20 protein-coding genes are annotated in these 17845 nt (G+C 66.4%); 9 read left to right on the forward strand and 11 right to left on the reverse strand.

Translation table 11 applies throughout. From position 1 onward, the window contains the following. The first annotated feature begins 13 nt into the window (after nt 1-13). The 6 genes from KBZ07_RS00695 to msrA are packed head-to-tail and all read left to right on the forward strand — an operon-like array spanning nt 14 to nt 6312. Nucleotides 14-2254: a BamA/TamA family outer membrane protein gene (locus KBZ07_RS00695; protein WP_254929812.1), complete on the forward strand. Its 2241-nt coding sequence runs from the start codon at nt 14-16 to the stop codon at nt 2252-2254. Further along, nucleotides 2255-3145 carry a UDP-3-O-acyl-N-acetylglucosamine deacetylase gene (gene lpxC, locus KBZ07_RS00700; RefSeq protein WP_254929813.1) on the forward strand — a complete coding sequence of 297 codons (891 nt, stop codon included), beginning with the start codon at nt 2255-2257 and terminating at the stop codon, nt 3143-3145. It begins immediately after the preceding gene. Between the two features lie 5 nt (nt 3146-3150). After that, a complete protein-coding gene (fabZ, locus tag KBZ07_RS00705; RefSeq protein WP_396123842.1) occupies nt 3151-3669 on the forward strand; it encodes a 3-hydroxyacyl-ACP dehydratase FabZ in 519 nt (172 codons plus the stop codon). Beyond that, nucleotides 3669-4475 carry an acyl-ACP--UDP-N-acetylglucosamine O-acyltransferase gene (gene lpxA / locus KBZ07_RS00710; protein WP_254929814.1) on the forward strand — a complete coding sequence of 269 codons (807 nt, stop codon included), beginning with the start codon at nt 3669-3671 and terminating at the stop codon, nt 4473-4475. Before fabZ ends, lpxA begins: the two co-directional genes overlap by 1 nt. Continuing rightward, nucleotides 4475-5659, forward strand: a complete 1185-nt coding sequence (gene lpxB, locus KBZ07_RS00715; RefSeq protein WP_254929815.1) for a lipid-A-disaccharide synthase — start codon at nt 4475-4477, stop codon at nt 5657-5659. The genes lpxA and lpxB overlap by 1 nt, the downstream gene beginning before the upstream one ends. A gap of 17 nt (nt 5660-5676) precedes the next feature. Further along, nucleotides 5677-6312, forward strand: coding sequence for a peptide-methionine (S)-S-oxide reductase MsrA (msrA, locus tag KBZ07_RS00720; RefSeq protein ID WP_254929816.1), 636 nt, complete (start codon nt 5677-5679; stop codon nt 6310-6312). A 7-nt stretch (nt 6313-6319) separates the two neighbouring features. On the opposite strand, the gene KBZ07_RS00725 is transcribed toward msrA, so the two are convergent. From KBZ07_RS00725 to KBZ07_RS00745, 5 genes are read right to left on the reverse strand one after another with little or no spacing between them, the layout of a single operon-like run. Continuing rightward, a complete protein-coding gene (locus KBZ07_RS00725; protein WP_254929817.1) occupies nt 6320-6577 on the reverse strand; it encodes a hypothetical protein in 258 nt (85 codons plus the stop codon). A 29-nt stretch (nt 6578-6606) separates the two neighbouring features. After that, nucleotides 6607-8124, reverse strand: coding sequence for a leucyl aminopeptidase (locus KBZ07_RS00730; protein WP_254929818.1), 1518 nt, complete (start codon nt 8122-8124; stop codon nt 6607-6609). Between the two features lie 38 nt (nt 8125-8162). Continuing rightward, a complete protein-coding gene (locus tag KBZ07_RS00735) occupies nt 8163-8762 on the reverse strand; it encodes a GIY-YIG nuclease family protein (RefSeq protein WP_254929819.1) in 600 nt (199 codons plus the stop codon). A 4-nt stretch (nt 8763-8766) separates the two neighbouring features. Then, on the reverse strand, nt 8767-9510 hold the full coding sequence (locus tag KBZ07_RS00740) for a hypothetical protein (protein WP_254929820.1): 744 nt from the start codon (nt 9508-9510) through the stop codon (nt 8767-8769). A gap of 32 nt (nt 9511-9542) precedes the next feature. Beyond that, nucleotides 9543-10256 (reverse strand): response regulator transcription factor, encoded by a 714-nt coding sequence (locus KBZ07_RS00745; RefSeq protein WP_254929821.1) that lies wholly within the window; start codon nt 10254-10256, stop codon nt 9543-9545. A 125-nt stretch (nt 10257-10381) separates the two neighbouring features. Here KBZ07_RS00745 and KBZ07_RS00750 point away from each other — a divergent pair, with 125 nt between their 5' ends. Beyond that, nucleotides 10382-10705, forward strand: coding sequence for a DUF1825 family protein (locus KBZ07_RS00750; protein WP_254929822.1), 324 nt, complete (start codon nt 10382-10384; stop codon nt 10703-10705). A 64-nt stretch (nt 10706-10769) separates the two neighbouring features. Beyond that, nucleotides 10770-12044: a tyrosine--tRNA ligase gene (gene tyrS, locus KBZ07_RS00755; RefSeq protein WP_254929823.1), complete on the forward strand. Its 1275-nt coding sequence runs from the start codon at nt 10770-10772 to the stop codon at nt 12042-12044. On the opposite strand, the gene KBZ07_RS00760 is transcribed toward tyrS, so the two are convergent. Beyond that, nucleotides 12041-12283 carry a hypothetical protein gene (locus KBZ07_RS00760; RefSeq protein ID WP_254929824.1) on the reverse strand — a complete coding sequence of 81 codons (243 nt, stop codon included), beginning with the start codon at nt 12281-12283 and terminating at the stop codon, nt 12041-12043. The two genes, tyrS and KBZ07_RS00760, sit on opposite strands and share 4 nt — an antisense overlap. A 56-nt stretch (nt 12284-12339) precedes the next feature. Here KBZ07_RS00760 and pyrF point away from each other — a divergent pair, with 56 nt between their 5' ends. After that, nucleotides 12340-13071: an orotidine-5'-phosphate decarboxylase gene (gene pyrF, locus KBZ07_RS00765; RefSeq protein ID WP_254929825.1), complete on the forward strand. Its 732-nt coding sequence runs from the start codon at nt 12340-12342 to the stop codon at nt 13069-13071. On the opposite strand, the gene KBZ07_RS00770 is transcribed toward pyrF, so the two are convergent. From KBZ07_RS00770 to hpf, 5 genes are read right to left on the reverse strand one after another with little or no spacing between them, the layout of a single operon-like run. Beyond that, complete coding sequence (locus tag KBZ07_RS00770; protein ID WP_254929833.1) at nt 13057-14259, reverse strand: glycosyltransferase family 4 protein; 1203 nt, start codon at nt 14257-14259, stop codon at nt 13057-13059. The two genes, pyrF and KBZ07_RS00770, sit on opposite strands and share 15 nt — an antisense overlap. 27 nt (nt 14260-14286) lie before the next feature. Next, nucleotides 14287-15627 (reverse strand): MFS transporter, encoded by a 1341-nt coding sequence (locus KBZ07_RS00775; protein ID WP_254929826.1) that lies wholly within the window; start codon nt 15625-15627, stop codon nt 14287-14289. An 18-nt stretch (nt 15628-15645) separates the two neighbouring features. Continuing rightward, entirely contained in the window at nt 15646-16446 is an 801-nt protein-coding gene (gene recO, locus KBZ07_RS00780; protein ID WP_254929827.1) for a DNA repair protein RecO, read from the reverse strand. Nucleotides 16447-16453: 7 nt separating this feature from the next. Beyond that, nucleotides 16454-17122, reverse strand: a complete 669-nt coding sequence (gene deoC, locus KBZ07_RS00785) for a deoxyribose-phosphate aldolase (protein ID WP_254929828.1) — start codon at nt 17120-17122, stop codon at nt 16454-16456. After that, on the reverse strand, nt 17119-17706 hold the full coding sequence (hpf, locus tag KBZ07_RS00790) for a ribosome hibernation-promoting factor, HPF/YfiA family (RefSeq protein WP_254929829.1): 588 nt from the start codon (nt 17704-17706) through the stop codon (nt 17119-17121). Before hpf ends, deoC begins: the two co-directional genes overlap by 4 nt. Between the last annotated feature and the right edge of the window lie 139 nt (nt 17707-17845).

Below are 17845 nucleotides of genomic sequence, written 5' to 3' on the forward strand. Positions count from 1 at the left end.
GCCCCCCCCTCACATGGCTGGTTTGCTGGGTTTAAAGGCTGCGGTGTCCCTGCTGGGCTTTGCCCTGCTCGCCGCTGGTCCGGCCCTGGCCCAGTCTGGGGATGCAGCGCCGCCAGGCGGGCAACCCCAGCCCGCTGCCCAGCAGCTGGACAACCCACTGGCCGATCCGGCGGCCCCAACCCCAGCCCCAGCCCAAACGTCCCCAGCCGAAACCTCCCCAGCCCAGCAGCCGGCCGCCAGCCCCGCGCCAGCGGCCAGCACCGAGCCAGCACCCAAGGCCGAGCCCAAGGTCCTGATCGCCGAGGTGGCGATCGAGGGGCTGCAGGACCATCCCGAGCGGGAGCGGCTCGAACTGGCGGCCTATGCGGCCATGGCGGCCACCCCGGGTTCCCTTGTCACCCGCACCGAGCTGCAGACAGATCTCTCGGCGATCTACGCCAGCGGCTGGTTCTCCGATGTGCGCATCCAGCCTGTGGATGGCCCCTTGGGTGTGCGTCTGGTGGTGGTGGTGGTGGCCAACCCCGTGCTCCAGCAAATCAAGCTCGATCCGGCTGAACTCAAGCTGCCCGCCCAGGTGGTTAAGGACACCTTCGCGGCCGACTACGGCAAGACGCTCAATCTCAACACCCTGCAGTCCCGCATGCAGGAGCTGCAGCGCTGGTATGCCGACCAGGGCTATTCCCTGGCCCGCATCACCGGCCCCAGTCGGGTCAGTCCTGAAGGTGTGGTCGAGCTGTTGGTGCGCCAGGGCACCGTGGAGGGCGTTGAAGTGCAGTTCCTCAATAAGGAGGGCTCAGCCACCAACGACAAGGGTGAGACGATCCGCGGCAAGACCAAACCCTGGGTTGTGACCAGGGAGGTGTCCCTTCGCCCGGGCCAGGTGTTCAACCGCCGGGAGCTGGAGGAGGACATCAAGCGGATCTATGGCACGGGCCTGTTTAGCGACGTCAAGGTGACCCTCAGACCGGTGCCAGCTGAGCCCGGCAAGGTTGTGATCATGCTGGGCATCGTGGAGCAGTCGAGCGGCTCCCTATCTGGTGGTATTGGCTATAGCCAGAGCCAGGGTGCATTTGCTCAGATCCAGTTGAATGACAGCAACCTCTTCGGCCGCGCCTGGGACCTCGGCACCAATATTTCCTACGGCCAATATGGTGGTCTCGGTGACATCACCTTCACCGACCCCTGGATCAAGGACAACAAATATCGCACCTCCTTCCGGGCTCGCGTTTTCTTCAGCCGGGAAGTACCCCAGCTTTTCCAGAGCGAAAATTCATCGTTTAGCTATCAGCTCCAGAACTATACTGGCTCTGATTTCGACGTGGTTACCTCGTTTGACGAGAACCCTGCCGGCTCTAATCAGGGCACGGGCACAACAAACTTTGACACGGTTGCAATTCAGCGAGTCGGTGCAAACGTGCAATTTGTGCGGCCGCTTAATCGTGGCAACCCCTTCAAGAAAGCTCCCTGGAATCTGATCCTCTCCTTTGGTGGCCAGGAGGTCACCCCCATGGATTTCTCTGGGTCCAAGTATTCAAGGGGCGTGGTTGGCAATCTTCAGTCTGATGGGGGCTTTAGCACCAGCAACGGTGCTTCGGTGATCTGCCTGGCCTACAACTGCGCCTCGGAAAACCAGCTGGTGAGCTTCCGGGTTGGAGCCACTTACAGCACCCTCAACGATCCCCGTAATCCCACTAAGGGTAATTTCCTGAGCCTGGGCACTGAGCAGTTCGTCTCGGTGGGTGAGAACTCCCCCACCTTCAACCGACTGCGGGGCAGCTTCACCCACTACATCCCTGTGGAGTGGTTGAAGATCTTCAAGGGCTGCCGGCCCAAGCCCGGTGAGACCAAAGACTGCAAGCAGGCCCTGGCTTTCCAGGTGTCGGCAGGAACCCTGGTGGGTAGCGATATTCCTCCCTATGAGGCCTTCTGCCTTGGAGGCGGCAACTCGGTGAGGGGCTATTACGACTGCGATCTCGGGGTTGGCAAGAGTTTTGCCGAGGCGACGATTGAGTACCGCTTTCCCATTTTCAGCATCATCAGCGGCGAGATTTTCTTTGATGCAGGCACCACTTTCGGCAGCCAGAGCGGTATCCCAGGTAACCCGGGTGGGCTGCTTGGTAAATCAGGTGAGGGCTATTCACCTGGTGTCGGACTGATTGTCACCACCCCGGTGGGCCCCCTGCGCCTGGAGGTGGCCACCCAGGATTTCTCCAGCGAGTGGCGCTTCAACCTCGGCGTGGGCTGGAAGTTTTAGATGATGCAGTGGCCCGCCGATTACTCCGGCCGCTGGACCATTCAAGACCCGGTGGAGCGGAGGGGGGTTGGTCTGCACGGCGGCCTTGAGACCACAGTTCGGCTCCAGGCCTCTGAGTGTCCGGGCTTCTGGGTCGGCTGGCTCGACGCTCCCCAGCTGCCCCTATGCCGCCTCACCCCAAGCCAGGTGAGTGATACCCGCCTGTGTACGGCCCTGCAGCTGGATCAAAGGCGTTTGGCCACCGTGGAGCATCTGCTGGCTGCTCTGGCCGGCACCGGGGTTACCCAGGCCGAAATCCTGGTCAACGGCGAGGAGATTCCCCTGCTGGATGGCTCAGCCCTCCCCTGGGTGCAGGCTTTGGCTGAGGCGGGGCTCCAGGCGCTGCCCGGCAGCTCCGGTGGCCTGGAGCTGGACGCGCCCATCACGGTCTGCAGTGGTACCAGCTTTGCAACAGCACTTCCCCATGCGGGGCTGCGTCTGGGCGCGGCCATTGAATTTGCCGATGCGGCGATCGGCCGCCAGTTGTTTTCCCTGGACCTGAGCCCCACCAGTTTCGTTGAGCAGATCGCTCCGGCACGCACCTTCGGTCTGCGCTCCCAGGTGGACCAGTTGCGTTCAGCGGGCTTGATTCGGGGGGGGTGCCTGGAGAATGCCCTGGTATGTGACGGCGATCAGTGGCTCAATCCACCCCTGCGCTTTGTCGAGGAGCCGGTGCGCCATAAAATTCTGGACCTACTGGGGGACCTTGCCCTTGTGGGCCTGCCAAGGGCCCAGGTTTTCGCCTATCGCGGTTCCCATGGGCTCCACACCTCGATGGCGGCTGTTCTGGCTGGTCTGCCGGCAGTCAATTCCCCCTCCAGCCCCAATTCCGCCCATCCCTCTCCCGGTTGATGCCCTTGTCTGAATCCAGCGCTCCCCAGCCCCCTTTATCTGCCGCCGACACTGAACTTTCAGCCAAAGCTGAACTTCCAACAACCAGCGGGGTGATTCTGACCAACGAGCAGATCCAGGGGTTACTTCCCCACCGCTATCCCTTTGCCCTGGTCGACCGGGTGATTGAGCATGAACCGGGCAAACGGGCCGTGGCCATCAAGAACGTCAGCTGCAACGAGCCCCAGTTTCAGGGGCATTTCCCTGGTCGCCCCCTGATGCCAGGTGTGTTGATCGTCGAGGCGATGGCCCAGGTGGGTGGGTTGATCGTCACCCAGATGCCCGATCTGCCGAACGGCTTGTTTGTCTTCGCTGGAATTGATGGAGTGCGTTTTCGCCGGCCCGTCGTGCCTGGCGACCAGTTGCTGATCAGCTGTGAGCTGCTCAGCCTCAAGCGCAAGCGCTTTGGCAAGGTGAAGGCTGCAGCCACCGTGGAGGGCAAACTTGTCTGCTCCGGAGAACTGATGTTCTCGCTGGTGGACTGATGGCGACGTTGATCCATCCCACCGCCGTTGTGGATCCCAGGGCCCAGCTGGCCGATGGGGTTGAGGTGGGCCCCTACGCCGTGGTCGGCCCGGATGTGGAGATCGGAGCTGGTTGCTGGATCGGGCCCCATGTGGTGCTTGACGGTAGGGTGCGTTTGGGTAAGGGCAATCGCATCTTTCCAGGGGCCTGCATCGGCCTAGAGCCCCAGGACCTCAAGTACACCGGCGATCCCACCGAGGTGGTGCTGGGCGATGACAACACCATCAGGGAGTGCGTCACCATCAACCGCGCCACCACTGGCAACCAGCAGACCCGCCTGGGAAGTGGCAACCTGCTGATGGCTTACACCCATCTGGGGCACAACTGTGAGCTGGGCGATCGGATCGTGATTGCCAATGGGGTCGCCGTGGCCGGCCATGTGGTAGTCGGAGATCGGGCAGTTATCGGCGGTGTGCTCGGCATTCACCAATTTGTGCACATCGGCACCCTGGCGATGGTGGGGGGGATGAGCCGCATCGAGCGGGATGTGCCCCCCTTCACCCTGGTGGAGGGCCACCCCGCCCGGGTGCGGGCCCTCAACAGGATCGGTTTGCAGCGCAGTGGTTTGATTGACCTCGATGGTGGCCAGGAGTTTGAGCAGCTCAAGCGGGCCTGGACCTTGATCTATCGCCGTGGGCTCACCCTTGCCGAAGCCTTGGGGCAACTCACCCTGGAGCCCCCCCGGGGTGCCGTCGCCCAGCTCTGTGCCTTCCTGGAGGCCTCCCTGGGCCCCTCCCGCCGCGGCCCGATTCCGGGGGGGCGCTGATGCTCCGCCTGCTGGTGAGCACGGGCGAGGTGTCTGGGGATCTGCAGGGAGCGCTGTTGGTCAAGGCACTGCACCAGGAGGCCAGCCGCCGCAAGCTGGATCTGGAGATCGTGGCCCTGGGCGGCGAGCGGATGGAAAGGGCTGGTGCGGAACTGCTTGCCAACACGACCCGGATGGGGGCCATTGGCCTGCTGGAGGCCATTCCCTTTGTGCTGCCCACCCTGAGGTTGCAGCGCCGCCTGAAGCGCTGGTTCAGCACAGACCCGCCCGATGGGGTGGTGTTGATCGATTACATGGGCCCCAATGTGAGCCTGGGTTTGCGGCTCAAGCGCCGCTTCCCCCGGGTGCCGGTGACCTACTACATCGCCCCCCAGGAGTGGGCCTTCAAGTTTGGCAATGGGGGCCGCTCCAATTTGATCGGATTCACCAACCAGATCCTGGCGATTTTCCAGGAGGAAGCCCGTTTCTATCGCTGTCGCGGCGCCAAGGTCACCTACGTGGGGCACCCGCTAGTAGATACGCTCGGCGAGCTCCCCAGCCGCCAGGAGGCCCGCCGCCAACTCGGGCTGCTCGATGCTCCGGTGCTGTTGCTGATGCCTGCCTCCAGGCGCCAGGAAATCCGCTACATGCTGCCCCACATTGTGGCTGCTGCAGCGGAGCTGCAACGCCAGCGCCCGGAGCTCCAGGTGGTGGTGCCGGCTGGGCTGCCCGGCTTCGAAGCCCATCTGTCCCTGCAGTTGAGCCAGGCCGGGGTGCGCGCCGAGATCATCCCCGCCCGCGACTCCGATGAGCTCAAGGCCTGTCTCTGCGCCGCTGCCGATCTGGCCTTGGCCAAGTCGGGAACGGTGAACCTGGAGCTGGCCCTGCGGGGCGTGCCCCAGGTGGTGGTGTACCGGGTCAGCGCCGTCACCGCCTTTGTGGCCCGCCACATCCTGCGCTTCAGCGTGCCCCACATCTCGCCGGTGAACCTGGTGCTGGGCGAGCGGCTGGTGCCGGAACTGCTCCAAGAGGACCTCTCGGCTGCGGCGATCGTGCGGGAGGCCCTGCCCTTACTTGATGGCGGCAATGCAGCTCGCCAAACCATGCTAGAGGGCTACCGCAGGCTGCGGCTGGAGCTGGGCGAGCCCGGCGTGACCCAGCGGGCGGCAGTGGCCATCTTTGACCAATTATTGGCAGCCGGATGAAGCGATGGGGGAGGCCGATGGCCTGGCTGCTCGGCCTGGTGCTCTTGCTGGCCAGCTGGGCGCCAGCTCCGGCGCTGGCAGCACCTACTCAGGAAGCCGTGCTGGCGGGGGGCTGCTTCTGGTGCCTGGAGCACGACCTCGAGGTTCTTGCCGGAGTGCTGGATGCCCAGAGCGGTTACAGCGGCGGCTCGCTGGAGCAACCCACCTACGGCCAGGTTTCGGCCGGGGGGACCGGCCACCAGGAGGTGGTGCTGGTGAAGTTTGATCCGGCCCGGATCAGCTACGGCGACCTATTGCGGGCCTACTGGCGCAATATCGATCCCCTTGATGGGGGCGGCCAGTTCTGTGATCGCGGCAGCTCCTACAGCTCGGTGATCTTTGTCAGGGGGGATCAGCAGCGGAGCCAGGCCCAGGCCAGCCTGCGTGCGGCTGCAGCCGAACTGCGGCGACCTGCTGAGGCGCTGAAGGTGCAGATCAAGCCCCTCAAGCGCTTCTGGCCGGCGGAAAATTATCACCAGGATTACGCCGAGCTCAACAAGGTCAAATACAACTATTACCGCTGGGCCTGCGGCCGCGATCGGCGCCTCGACTCAGTGTGGGGCTCCCGGGCCCGCAGCGGCCGGGCCTGGATCGTGCCAGCGGCTAAAAACTAACCCCCACCTAGGGCTTGCGGCCCGGATAGCCCCGCAGCAGGCCGCTTTCGATCATCAAGCCCACCCCCGCATTGATCAGAATCAGGCCGAAGGTGCCATACCAAAACCAGGGGCCGGGTGTGGTCAGGGTCTCAACCTTTCCCGTCGCCGCCAGCACCTGGATGCCCTTGCGGATCACGGCCTCACCCAACAGGCAGAGACCGGCCGGCAGCAGCAGCACACCGAGCTGGGCTTTGACATACCAGCGGATTTTCTGAGCGGCCATCAAGGGAGCTGGGAGGCAAGGCCCCAAACCTAGGCCGTGGTTCCGGAGGTCGCACCGGAGCAGATCCAGTGCACCAAGGTGCGCACCCCAAACCCCGTTGCTCCGGCTGGATCCGCGCCCCGGCCCTTATCGCTCCAGACGGTTCCGGCAATGTCGAGGTGGGCCCAGGCCAGCTTCGGGGTGACGAAGTCCTGCAGGAAAAGGGCGGCGGTGATTGAGCCCCCCGGGCGGGGGCCGGTGTTTTTGAGGTCGGCGTACTGGCTTTTAAGCCCCGCCTTGTAGGAGGAGCGCAGCGGCATCCGCCAGAGATCCTCCCCTTCCGCCTGCCCCGCAGCCAGCAGGGCATCGGCCAAGCCATCACTGTTGGACCACAGGCCGGCCATCTCCTCGCCCAGGGCGATCACGCAGGCCCCGGTGAGGGTGGCAAGGTCGACCACCGCATCCGGTTCGAGTTTGCAGGCGTAAACCAGGGCGTCGGCCAGGGTGAGGCGGCCCTCGGCGTCGGTGTTGTTGATCTCGATGGTCTTGCCATTGGAGGCGGTGAGGATGTCGCCGGGGTGCACGGCGCCGCCGCTGATCATGTTTTCGCAGGCGGCCACGATCACATGCACCTCCACCCCGTCGGGCTTCAGCTCGGCGAGGGCCCTGGCGGCCCCCAGCACCGCAGCGCTGCCGCCCATGTCGTATTTCATCATTTCGATCTGGGAGCCCGCCGTCTTGAGGTTGTAGCCGCCGGAATCGAAGGTGAGGCCTTTGCCCACCAGCACAACCCGGCGCTGCACCGACCCGGCGGGCCTGTAGGTGAAGTGGATGAATTTCGGGGCCAGATCGGAGCCCTGGGCAACGCCGAGGTAGGCCCCCATGCCGAGGGCTTCGCAGTCGGCGCGCTCCAGAAGCTTCAGCTCCCCGCCAAAGTCGCGCGCAATGGCGGCGGCGGTGTCGGCCAGATGCTGGGGGGTGGCCACGTTGGGGGGGGCGGCCACCAGTTGCCGCGCCAGTTCAACTCCGGCGCAGATGGCCCCCACCCCTGCCAGTGATGGCTCGAAAGAGGCGGCCACCCCGATCAGGCTGATGGTTTCGGGCAGGGTGCGGGGCTCGGCCTCGCCTTTGAAGCGCTGGTCGCTGTAGGGGGCCAGCCGGGCTGCTCCAGCCATCGCTTGGGCGGCGGCTCCCGCCTCTAGGGCCTCGAGGGGCATGGCCAGGGCCAGATGGCGGCAACCTGCCGCAACGGCCGCCTGGCTGGCGGCGGCGCAGGCCTGGCGCAGGCCGGTGAGGCAGAAACTGGCCGGTTTGCCCAGGCCCACCAGGATCAGGGTTTGGGGTGTGGCCCCCAGGCGATCGAAGCTGAGCGATTCAGCCGGCTTGGCCTTGAATCGTCGCCGCTGGAGCGGCTCGGCCAGGGACTGGCCCAGGGCAGCTGTCAGCCGCTCGAGCTGGGGCTGGTCAGGCCCGTCTTCAGACCCCTGGAACAGGCCTACGGCTAGGCAGTCGCCCTGCCAGTGCTGAAGGGCTGTGGGCAGGGCGTCGGGGATGCAGCGAAACTCCATGGGCCGGCCGGGGTGAGGGGCGATCGTAGCCAGCGCCGTTAGGCCGGATCGGCCTGGAAGGGGGTGGCCCAACGGCTGCGGGTCTCCTTGTTGAAGGGCGGCAGCCAGCGGCGGATCAGCGCCTGTTCGAGGGCGCGGCGAGCTCCTAGGGCGTTGGGCACATCCAGCCAGAAGCGGATGCTGAGCTGGCAGCCCAGGTTGGCCTTGAGCAGGGCTTCGCCGTAGGCGGCCAGGTAGGCCTTGCAATCGTGCTCGCCTTTCCAGCGCTGGTCGGCCCGGCCGGTTTCACCCACGTAGAGCAGAAGGGGCTGGCTCAGGCCTGCTGGCCGATCGGCCACGAAATAGAGGGCACAGCCGTGCTGGGCGGCGGCGGGCCAGCGCCAGAAGCTGAGGGGTTGGGGCTGGAGGCTCAGGGGGTTGAAGTGCTCGGCTTGCTGCTCGGCCGTGTCGCCCCTGCTGCCGAATAGGGAAATCTGTTCGGCAGCAGCCTGCTGGTTGGCGAATAGGGGCCCTTGGTGGCATGCCAGCCGCCCCTGCCATTGCTCCAGTTGGTGGGCCAGCAGGGGGATGGCCCCGGCCCCTATCTGGCCCAGTTCGCCAAGCTGCGATCTCCCAAACAGTTCTCCCTGACGTGCCATCGGCCTAGGGCCCCTTGCTGGCCGCTCCTTTAGCGGCGGGCGGCAAGACAGGTCCGGCGGGGCCTGGACTGAACTGCACCCGGCCAATCCAGCTCTCCACCAGGGCGGCCGGAAGCTGGAGCCGCTGTTGCAGGTCGGCCAGGTCGAGGAAGGGAGCGCGGTTGCGTTCGAGCAGCAGCCGGCCCAGTCGTTGGCCGTCAAGGCCCAGCGATTGGAGTTCCCCCGCCGCTGCCCGATTGAGATCGATCCGCTTGGCGGGCATTGCTGGCGGGGCGGGCTCGCCGTACCAGCGGAACTCCAGCAGCGGTAGCCAGGTTTGCACCAGGGATTCGGGCAGCTCCAGCACCCGCTGGAGGTCTTCGCTGCAGCTGAGCTGGATTCCACTTGCCTGGAGACGCAGCAACAGATCCACCTGGGAGGCCGCCATCCCTGGCAAGCGCAGCCAGTCGGCGGCGGTGGCGCGGTTTACATCCAGGCGCCATCCCAGGGCGGAGGCCCGCTGCACCGCAGTGGCATCGTCTAGCCGCAGACCTGGATTCTGCTGCAACTTGAGGGCGAGCAGCTCACGCTCCACCTCCTCTAAGGCCAGGGCCTCAGGTCGGGTTGGTTCGCCCTGGGTTGGCTTGGTCTGGGTGGGTTTGGTAAGAGTCGCTTCGGGAGGGTTGGGCTGCTGCGCTGCCGCCGGAATTTGACCGGTTGCTCGTAGCACTTGACGCGCCAGGGGGTCCAACCAGTGCCTCTGGGCCATGGCGGAACGCTGCCGTTTCGAATTGACTGAACTTAGCTGGGGTCTTCGTCGTTCGGCCAGTCGATCAGCCCCAGGCGCAGGCCAAGTACGGCCGCGTGGGTGCGATCCCGGGCCTGGAGCTTGGCGCTCAGATTGCGCAGGTGGGTTTTGACCGTGTCGGTGGCGATGAACAGCTGCTGGCCGATCTCCCCATTTGTCTCACCGCGTGCCACCAGCGCCAACACATCCCTTTCGCGCTCGCTGAGGGGTTCGATCGGCCCCGTTGCGCCGGGCCCCTGGCGGAACAACTCCGTGAGGCTGCGGTCGATGTAGACCCCACCGCCGCTGATGGCGTGCAGGGCGGCGGCGGCGCTGCCCAGACCCAGGCGCGATTCCACCAGCAGGCCATCACAGCCTGCCTGGATTGCCTGCTGGATCGGGGCCTGCCGGTGCTCCTGGGTGATCAGTAAAAGGGTGTGGATCGAAGGCCAGCGACGCTTGATCTGCTGCACCAGGGCAATCCCCGAGCCCTGCTCGAGGGTGTCGCTCAGGAACACCATCGTGGGCTGGTGTCGCTCCACCAGGGCTAGGCCGCTGGCTTCGCAGGTGGCCGCGCCCACGAGCTGTCTCTGGCCGATCTGGCTGCCCACAAACAGGCTGAGCATGGCCCGGTTGCCCAGGCACACCACCAGCCGGGCGTCCCTCAGCAGGTTGTCGATCTGGCCAGTGTTCTGGCGGATCTGCTCGAGCCTTGGGGTGAAGTCCATGGGGGGGATTCGCGGTGACAACGCATGGCCCCATGCTGATCAAGCCCACGCAATTACGCCTATCCGCACTCCCCAGAACTGCCTGGATTCACCAGAATCAATCAACCGCAACGCTGCCCGGCTCCATGGCGTTCTTTGAATCCGAGATCGTTCAAGACGAGGCCAAGCGTCTGTTTGGCGATTACCAGCAGCTGATGCAGCTGGGCAGTGAATATGGCAAGTTCGATCGGGAGGGCAAAAAGCTCTACATCGAAAAGATGGAAGACATGATGGAGCGCTATCGGGTGTTCATGAAGCGCTTTGAGCTCTCCGAGGATTTCCAGGCCAAGCTCACCGTCGAGCAGCTACGCACCCAGCTGGGCCAGTTCGGGATGACACCCGAAACCATGTTCCAGCAGATGTACCAGACCCTCGAACGGATGAAGAGCCAGCTGGATGCTCCCGCCTAGAGGCTGCTCCCGCCTAGAGGCTGCCTACTATCCCGCCACAGAGACAGAGCGGGTCGCACTTCCAATGACAGCAGCCCATCCGCCGGTCGGGCAGATTCCCTTACCGGCTTGGCTTGAGCGGGGCATGGCGGATCTCTTCCCCGCTGGTATGGCAGGGGATCCCGACCAGCAGCTTGCCGCCCGCCTGGAGGGGGCACAGAGCAGCGGTGTGCCGTTGAGGGTGAAGCTCGGCATCGACCCCACCGGCTCCGCCATCCACTTAGGCCACTCGCTCCTGTTCCGCAAGCTGCGGGCGTTTCAGGACGCGGGCCACACAGCGGTTTTGATCATTGGCGATTTCACCGCCCGCATCGGCGATCCCACCGGCAAGGGCACCACCCGGGTGCAGCTCAGCGAAGCGGCGGTCGAGGCCAACGCCGCCACCTATCTGCAGCAGCTGGGCCAGGGGGAGGCCCCCGAGCGCGCCCTGCTGGATTTCACCACCCCCGGGCGGCTGGAAGTGCGCCGCAACAGCGAGTGGCTCGCGGGCCTGGATCTGCCCCAGGTGATCGAGCTGCTGGGCATCAGCACGGTGGGCCAGATGCTGGCCAAGGAGGACTTCGCCAACCGCTACGGCTCGGGCACGCCGATTTCCCTGCACGAATTTCTCTATCCCCTCCTGCAGGGCTACGACTCGGTGCAGGTGCGGGCCGATCTGGAGCTGGGCGGCACTGACCAGAAGTTCAACGTGGCCATGGGCCGCGACCTGCAGCGCCATTTTGGCCAGCGGCCCCAGTTCGGGATGTTGCTGCCGATCCTGCCGGGCCTCGATGGGGTGCAGAAGATGAGCAAGAGCCTGGCCAACACCGTGGGCCTGGCTGAAGACCCACTCTCGATGTATTCCAAGCTCGAGAAGGTGCCTGATGGGGTGGTGGACGACTACCTCACCCTGCTCACCGATTTGGATCTGGCGGCTCTGCCGGAAAATCCGCGGCAGCGCCAGAAACTGATGGCCCTGGAGATCACCAGGGCCCGCCATGGGGCGGCGGCGGCCGCGGCGGCCCAGGCCGATGCCGCATCCCTGGTGGGCGGCGCGGCAGGTGCCGGTGCGGCAGAGGCCGAGGTGCCAGAGGCCTCGCTGGCGGCGGTCAACTTCCCGGCCAGGGCCTTCTATCTGCTCAGTGCCGTGGGGATCTGCGCCAGCAGCAGCGAAGCTCGCCGCCAGATCCAGGGCGGCGGCGTCAAGCTTGACGGCGAAAAGCTCGCCGATCCCAACCAGGAGTTCGCCGGCCCTGAAGCCCTCGCTGGCAAGGTGCTGCAGCTGGGTAAGAAGACCTTCCGGCGCCTGGTGGCGGGCTAGCGGCTGCCTAGCAGGTCTTCCCAGCTCGGGGTCTGGACAGCTATTGCATCCCCGGAACTGCAGGGAATGGTGATGACGGCATCGCCCAAGGGGTGCCAGCCAGGCAGGGGGCAGCATGGGGCCGGCTCCAGACTGAGGGTCACCGGCAGGGGAGTGGACTCGGAGAAGGCCATGGCCACGGCTCGCGCCAGATCAGCCTGGGCGGGGGGATCGGGTCCCTGGTGCAGTCCTGATGCCATGACAATGTCGCCTGGACGACGCGCTCCCTAACCTGCAGCCATGCTGCTGGCGGCCCTTGTCCGAGCCCACCGACCGAATCATCGTGGCCCTCGATGGCATGGCGCCGGAGCAGGCCCTGGCCTTTGCCGCGGCGGTGCCGCAGCTGTGTTGGGTGAAGGTGGGCCTGGAACTGTTCGTGGCCGGCGGCCCGGCCGTGGTGCAGCAGCTGCGCTATCAGGGCAAGCGGGTGTTCCTGGATCTCAAGTTCCATGACATCCCGGCCACCATGGCCGGCGCCTGCCGCAGTGCGGCCCGGCTCGGCGCCGAGCTGATCACGGTGCACGCCTGCGCCGGCACCGAGGCCCTGGGCGCGGCCCAGGCGGCGGCGCTGGAGTCGGCCGCGGCGGTGGGTCTGCCGGCGCCCACCCTGCTGGCGGTGACGGTGCTCACCAGCTGGGAGCAGGCCCGTTTTGCTGCTGAGCTGGCGATTGGGGAGCCGCTTGCCGCCTATGTGCCCCGGCTGGCCCGGCTGGCCGCAGCGGCCGGCATCGGCGGCTGCGTCTGCTCACCGCTGGAGGTGGCTGCCCTGCGCTCTGCCCACCCCGAGCCCTTTGCCCTGGTGACTCCCGGCATTCGCCCGGCTGGAGCGGCCCATGGGGATCAGCAGCGGGTGCTGACGCCCGCCCAGGCCGTCGCCGCCGGTGCCAGCCAGCTGGTGATCGGTCGGCCGATCACGGCGGCGCCCGATCCTGCCGCGGCTTTTTCGGCCTGTTGCCGGGAGCTGGAGCTGGCCTCAGGCCACCAGTGAACCCTGGGGCACCAGCTGGCCGTAGAGCACTTCAAGGGCGTCGATGTTTCCCTCCAGGGTGTAGCGCTCCAGGGCTCGCGCCCTGGCCCGACGGCCCAGCTCAGCGGTGAGCACAGGCTGGTCGCGCAGCACCGGGATCAAGGTGCGCAGTTGGGTGGTGACCCCCTGGGTGCTGATCACGATGCCCGCACCCCCCTCCAGCACCTCGCCATCGGCGCCGGCATCGGTGGCGACGCAGGCCGTGCCGCTGGCCATGGCTTCGAGCAGGGCCAGACTCAGCCCCTCCACCAGCGAGGGCAGCAGGAATACCTCCGCCAGCTGCTGGAAGGCGACCCGCAGCTCCAGGCTGGGTTCGTAGCCCCACCACACCAGGTCTGGTTCGGCGCCGGTGGCCTGCAGGGAGCTGCGCAGGGGGCCATCGCCCACGATCACCAGCACGCAGCCCGCCGGGCGCACCAGCCGCCAGGCCTTGATCAGGGCCTCCACGTTTTTTTCAGTGGCCACCCGGCCCATGTAGAGGAAGACGCGCCGGCCGGCAAAGCGCCGGCGCAGGTCCTGCAGTTCGGGGCTGGCGGTGGGGGCAAGCGATGCCGGCCGCCACATGTCGGTGTCGACGCCGTTGGGGATCACTGCCAGTCGCTCGGCCCGCACCCCCAGGCGCTGAAGCATCTCGGCCTGTAGCTCCGAAAAGACAATCACCCGGTCGAATTTGGCCAGGGTGGGCCCATAGAGCTGGTAGGTGAGCTGCTGGGTGCCAGCAGACAGGTTGCGCAGGCTGGCATCGAAGGCCGGGTGGAAGGTTGCCACCACTGGCAGTCCGAGCTGCTGGCAGAGGTCGGGCAGGCGGAAATCGAGCGGGGAGAGGGTGAGGCTGGCGTGTACCAGGTCGGGTTTGAGCCGCTCCAGGGATTCGCGCAGCTCCCGCTGGGCCCCCAGGGACGGGATTGTGTATACCTGGGATTTCACCAGATAGGGCAAGGCCACCTCGGGGCCGCCGCCATTGCTGTCGCCTTGATTTTCAACCTCTGGCAGGCCATCAGCGGAGCGGGCCAGGCTTCCAGGCGGGGTATCGAAGTGGATGAAGCTGATCCCATGGCCCCGCCTGCGCAGCGCATGGGTGGTACTCAGTCCGTAGGTGACGTTGCCGCAGAACGGGGTTTTTTTGCCCAGCCAGGCAATGTGGACCACCGGGGCGCGCGCATTCGGCATTTCACGCTAACAGCGCTGCCACGGACGCTCCAGCAGGGCTGCTACCAGGGCGATGGCAGCCAGTGCCCACAGCACCGGCAGCAGGCCGTAGCGGCTCACCACCGCGCCCGCCAGCACCAGTGGCAGGCTCAGGGCGATGTTGATCAGGTTGTTCTGAAGGCCAAAGACCTTGCCGCGCAAGTCCTCCGGCGTCTGTTCCTGGATGGTTGTCTGGGCCGGGATCGCCAGCAGGGCCGAGCCCACCCCCAGCATCCCGCAAAGCAACAGGGTCAAGACGAGGTTGCCGCGCAATTGGCCCAGCAACACCAGGCTCCAGCCGATGGTGCCCAGTCCTGTGGCGGCCAGGCGGCGGCGGTTGAGGCCCTGACCCAGCTGGGCCACCGCTAGGGCGCCGATGGCCAGGCCCAGGCCGCTCATCGCCAGCAGGGTGCCGAACTGGGTGGGGCCCAGGCCCGGGATGGCCGAGGCCAGGCTGATCGCCAGCACATATAGGGCAGCTAGGAGGCTGTAGAGCAGCACCAGCTGCACCATGGCGCCCCGCACCCGCGGCCGTTCTCGCAGCACCTGGAGGCCTTCGCCGATTTCCTGCCACACGGAGCTGCGACTGGCGGCCCGGGGTTGCTCCTGCCAGCGGATCCGGCTGATCGCCACAGCCGCCAGGCCGTAACAGAGGGGTAGCAACAGAAATTCGCCGCCGTCGATGCCGATGCGGCGCAGGCCCAGATGGAGCAGGCGCAGGATCGGGTCGCCCAGGGCGAAACCTACGATCGTGGCCGCCATGCTGGTGGCCTGGTAGAGGGAATTGGCTGCCAGCAGCTGGTCTGAGGGCACCAGTTGGGGGATGGCGGCCTGTTCGGCCGGTGCGAAGAACTGGGTGAGCACCGACTCCAGGAAGGTCATCAGCACCAGCCCCCAGTAGCCCCAGCTCAGGCCCAGCCACAGGGGCTCCTGCACCAGGCAGAAGGGCGCCAGCAACACCAGCGCGGCCCGCAGTCCATTCGAGGCCACCATCACCGAGCGCTTGGGCCAGCGGTCGGCCCAGACGCCCGCCACCGTGCCCAGCAGCATCGCTGGAATTGTGTTGGCCACGTAGATCCCCGTGGCCAGCAGGGTGATCATTTGAGCCCGGGTCTCGGGCAGGTCGAGGCGAATCGCCGAGGCGGCTTCAGCCAGGGCGGGATTGGCTTCTGGCGTTCCCCTCACCCAGGTCTGGGCGATCAGAAACACCATCAACACGATGTAGAACTTGTCGGCCAGCTGCGAAAATATCTGGCCCACCCACAGACGCCGAAAATCCGGCAGGGCCAGTACGCCCTGCAAGCCCGTGGTGCGAGAACTGCCGCTCAATTTTGCCCGCACCTCCGCTCAATCCCATGATGGCGCAGGGCTGGCGCTGAGGCTGGAGCGCAGCATGTTCAGGGCGCGGGGCCGGCGGCCCAGATGCTCTTGGCACCAGTGCTCCACCAACTCGAGCAGGTGCAGCCACACCGCCAGGGGCCCCATCAGTTCGCCATCGCGCCGGCGGGGCAGGTTGGGCCGCAGCAGCCGCTGCAGCAGTGCCAGCTCCGAGGCGTTGAGCACCACCCGGGCGCCGGCGACAGCGCCGATCACCAGACCCTCGCTGGGGATCAGGCTGCAGCGCCAGTCCCAGTTGCCCACGGGGGGCTCGAGCGGCTCGCCACTGCGGGCGCAGCGGCCCAGGGGCAGGGCATAGCCGCCGAGGGCAAGCAGGTGGACGCTGCCCTGCACCGCAATGGCCAGGGCCTCGAGGTCGCAGCCCCGTTCCCGCACCAGGGCATCTAGACGGCCCAGCTGCATCAGCAGATCTGCCAGCACTCCCGATGCCGGGGCATCGCCGGGTACCAGGGCCAGGCAGAGCTCGCTGAGGGCCTGGGCGGCGGCAAGGGCCTCCAGCTGCTGGGCCAAACCGCTGTAGCTACGCAACACCTTCAGCTGTCGCACCCGTCGCAGGCCGCTGCCCCCGCCCACCAGCAACTTCAGGTGGCTCAGGGGGACGGCGGCGGCCAGGCTGCTGCGGGGTTTGCGCGCCCCGGGCACCGCAAGCCGGATCACGCCCTGGTCTTCGCTCAGCAGGGTGAGCAGGCGGTCGTTTTCGCCGAGGGGCTTACAGCTCAGGGCCAAACCTTCGAGGCTCTGTTCCGGCACGGCTGGATCAGCCCCGCAGCGCCTGGGCCAGGGCCACGCCGCGGCTGGTGCCCAACCGGGTGGCACCGGCCTCCACCAGGGCCAGGGCCTGCTCGAGGCTGGCGATGCCACCGGAGGCCTTGATGGCCGCGCGTCCCCTGGCCAAATCCCGCAGCTGCCCTACCTGCTCCACCGTCACCGGCGGCCCGAAACCACTGCCGGTCTTGAGGAAGCGGGCGCCGGCATCGATGCTGATCTCCACCAGCAGGGCCAGGGCCTCGGGATCGAGCCGCCCGACCTCCAGGATCACCTTCACCGGCAGGCCCAGCTCGCAGATCGCCGCCAGTTCGTCGTGGATCGGTGTGCTGCTGCGATCCGCCAAAGAACCGAAATCGGGCACCACGTCGAGTTCGTCGGCACCCGCTGCCGCCGCGGCCTCAGCCTCAGCCTGCTTCACCCCTGCCGGCACGGCCCCAAAGGGGAAGCCCACGACCGCAATCAGTTGGGGGGTAGGGCCCTTCCCTTCCCGGGGCAGCTGGTCCCTGGCGGTGGCCACCCAGCGGGAGGCGACGCACACCCCGGCAAAGCCGAAGTGGCGCGCTTCCGAGCAGCACTTCAGGATTGCGGCTGTGCCCTGGTGGGGGTCCAGCAGGGCATGGTCGATCAGGGGGGCCAGGTCGGGTCGTTCTGCCCTCATGCCTCCTTGGCCTGGATCACGCCGAACCCCCCGTGGTTGCGGTGATAGGCCACCTGGATCTGGCCGCTGGCTGAGTCGCGGAATACGTAGAAATCGTGATCGATCAGCTCCAGCTGGTGCAGGGCGTCATCGAGGCTCATCGGCGGCATGGTGAAGTACTTGCGCCGTACGCCTGGGCTGGGAAGTTCCGGCTCCTTGCCATCCACCAGGGTGCTGCCGGGTGGCGGCAGATTGGCGGCGCCTGCCTCCTCGTCGCGGGCCGAGCGGTGCACGGGCCCCTGGCTCTGTTCCTGGATGCGGTCCTTGTAGCGGTGCAGCTGGCGGCTGAGCTTGCTGGCTACTAGGTCGATGCTGGCGTAGAGGTTGTCGCTGCGCTCCTGGGCACGGATCACGGTGCCGTTGGCAAACATCGTGACTTCGACCGTTTGATGCGGCACCCGGGGGTTGCGGGCTACCGACAGGTGGACGTCGGCCTCCTTGACGAGGCCTTCAAAGTGGTGAATGGCTCGGCTCAGCTTGGTTTCGGTGTACTCCCGGATGGCGGGAGTGACGTCAAGATTGCGGCCATGGATCAGCAGTTTCATCAGATGGCAACCGCCTCAGGTGCTCTTGTGCACCAACGCTAAGAACGGCTTGTGATAACCCCCAACCTCGATGCAATCCTTTTTGAAGCGACGGGTCCGGTGCCGTTCGAACGGGCCTGGGCCGCCCAGCGCCAGCTGC

Source organism: Cyanobium sp. BA20m-14, from assembly GCF_024346295.1.

What these genes read in the sequence shown, in the direction of transcription:
- KBZ07_RS00695 (WP_254929812.1), top strand. Translation starts at nt 14, where the DNA reads ATGGCTGGTTTGCTGGGTTTAAAGGCTGCGGTGTCCCTGCTGGGCTTT.
- lpxC (WP_254929813.1), top strand. Translation starts at nt 2,255, where the DNA reads ATGATGCAGTGGCCCGCCGATTACTCCGGCCGCTGGACCATTCAAGAC.
- lpxA (WP_254929814.1), top strand. Translation starts at nt 3,669, where the DNA reads ATGGCGACGTTGATCCATCCCACCGCCGTTGTGGATCCCAGGGCCCAG.
- lpxB (WP_254929815.1), top strand. Translation starts at nt 4,475, where the DNA reads ATGCTCCGCCTGCTGGTGAGCACGGGCGAGGTGTCTGGGGATCTGCAG.
- msrA (WP_254929816.1), top strand. Translation starts at nt 5,677, where the DNA reads ATGGCCTGGCTGCTCGGCCTGGTGCTCTTGCTGGCCAGCTGGGCGCCA.
- KBZ07_RS00725 (WP_254929817.1), bottom strand. Translation starts at nt 6,577, where the DNA reads ATGGCCGCTCAGAAAATCCGCTGGTATGTCAAAGCCCAGCTCGGTGTG.
- KBZ07_RS00730 (WP_254929818.1), bottom strand. Translation starts at nt 8,124, where the DNA reads ATGGAGTTTCGCTGCATCCCCGACGCCCTGCCCACAGCCCTTCAGCAC.
- KBZ07_RS00735 (WP_254929819.1), bottom strand. Translation starts at nt 8,762, where the DNA reads ATGGCACGTCAGGGAGAACTGTTTGGGAGATCGCAGCTTGGCGAACTG.
- KBZ07_RS00740 (WP_254929820.1), bottom strand. Translation starts at nt 9,510, where the DNA reads ATGGCCCAGAGGCACTGGTTGGACCCCCTGGCGCGTCAAGTGCTACGA.
- KBZ07_RS00745 (WP_254929821.1), bottom strand. Translation starts at nt 10,256, where the DNA reads ATGGACTTCACCCCAAGGCTCGAGCAGATCCGCCAGAACACTGGCCAG.
- KBZ07_RS00750 (WP_254929822.1), top strand. Translation starts at nt 10,382, where the DNA reads ATGGCGTTCTTTGAATCCGAGATCGTTCAAGACGAGGCCAAGCGTCTG.
- tyrS (WP_254929823.1), top strand. Translation starts at nt 10,770, where the DNA reads ATGACAGCAGCCCATCCGCCGGTCGGGCAGATTCCCTTACCGGCTTGG.
- KBZ07_RS00760 (WP_254929824.1), bottom strand. Translation starts at nt 12,283, where the DNA reads ATGGCATCAGGACTGCACCAGGGACCCGATCCCCCCGCCCAGGCTGAT.
- deoC (WP_254929828.1), bottom strand. Translation starts at nt 17,122, where the DNA reads ATGAGGGCAGAACGACCCGACCTGGCCCCCCTGATCGACCATGCCCTG.
- hpf (WP_254929829.1), bottom strand. Translation starts at nt 17,706, where the DNA reads ATGAAACTGCTGATCCATGGCCGCAATCTTGACGTCACTCCCGCCATC.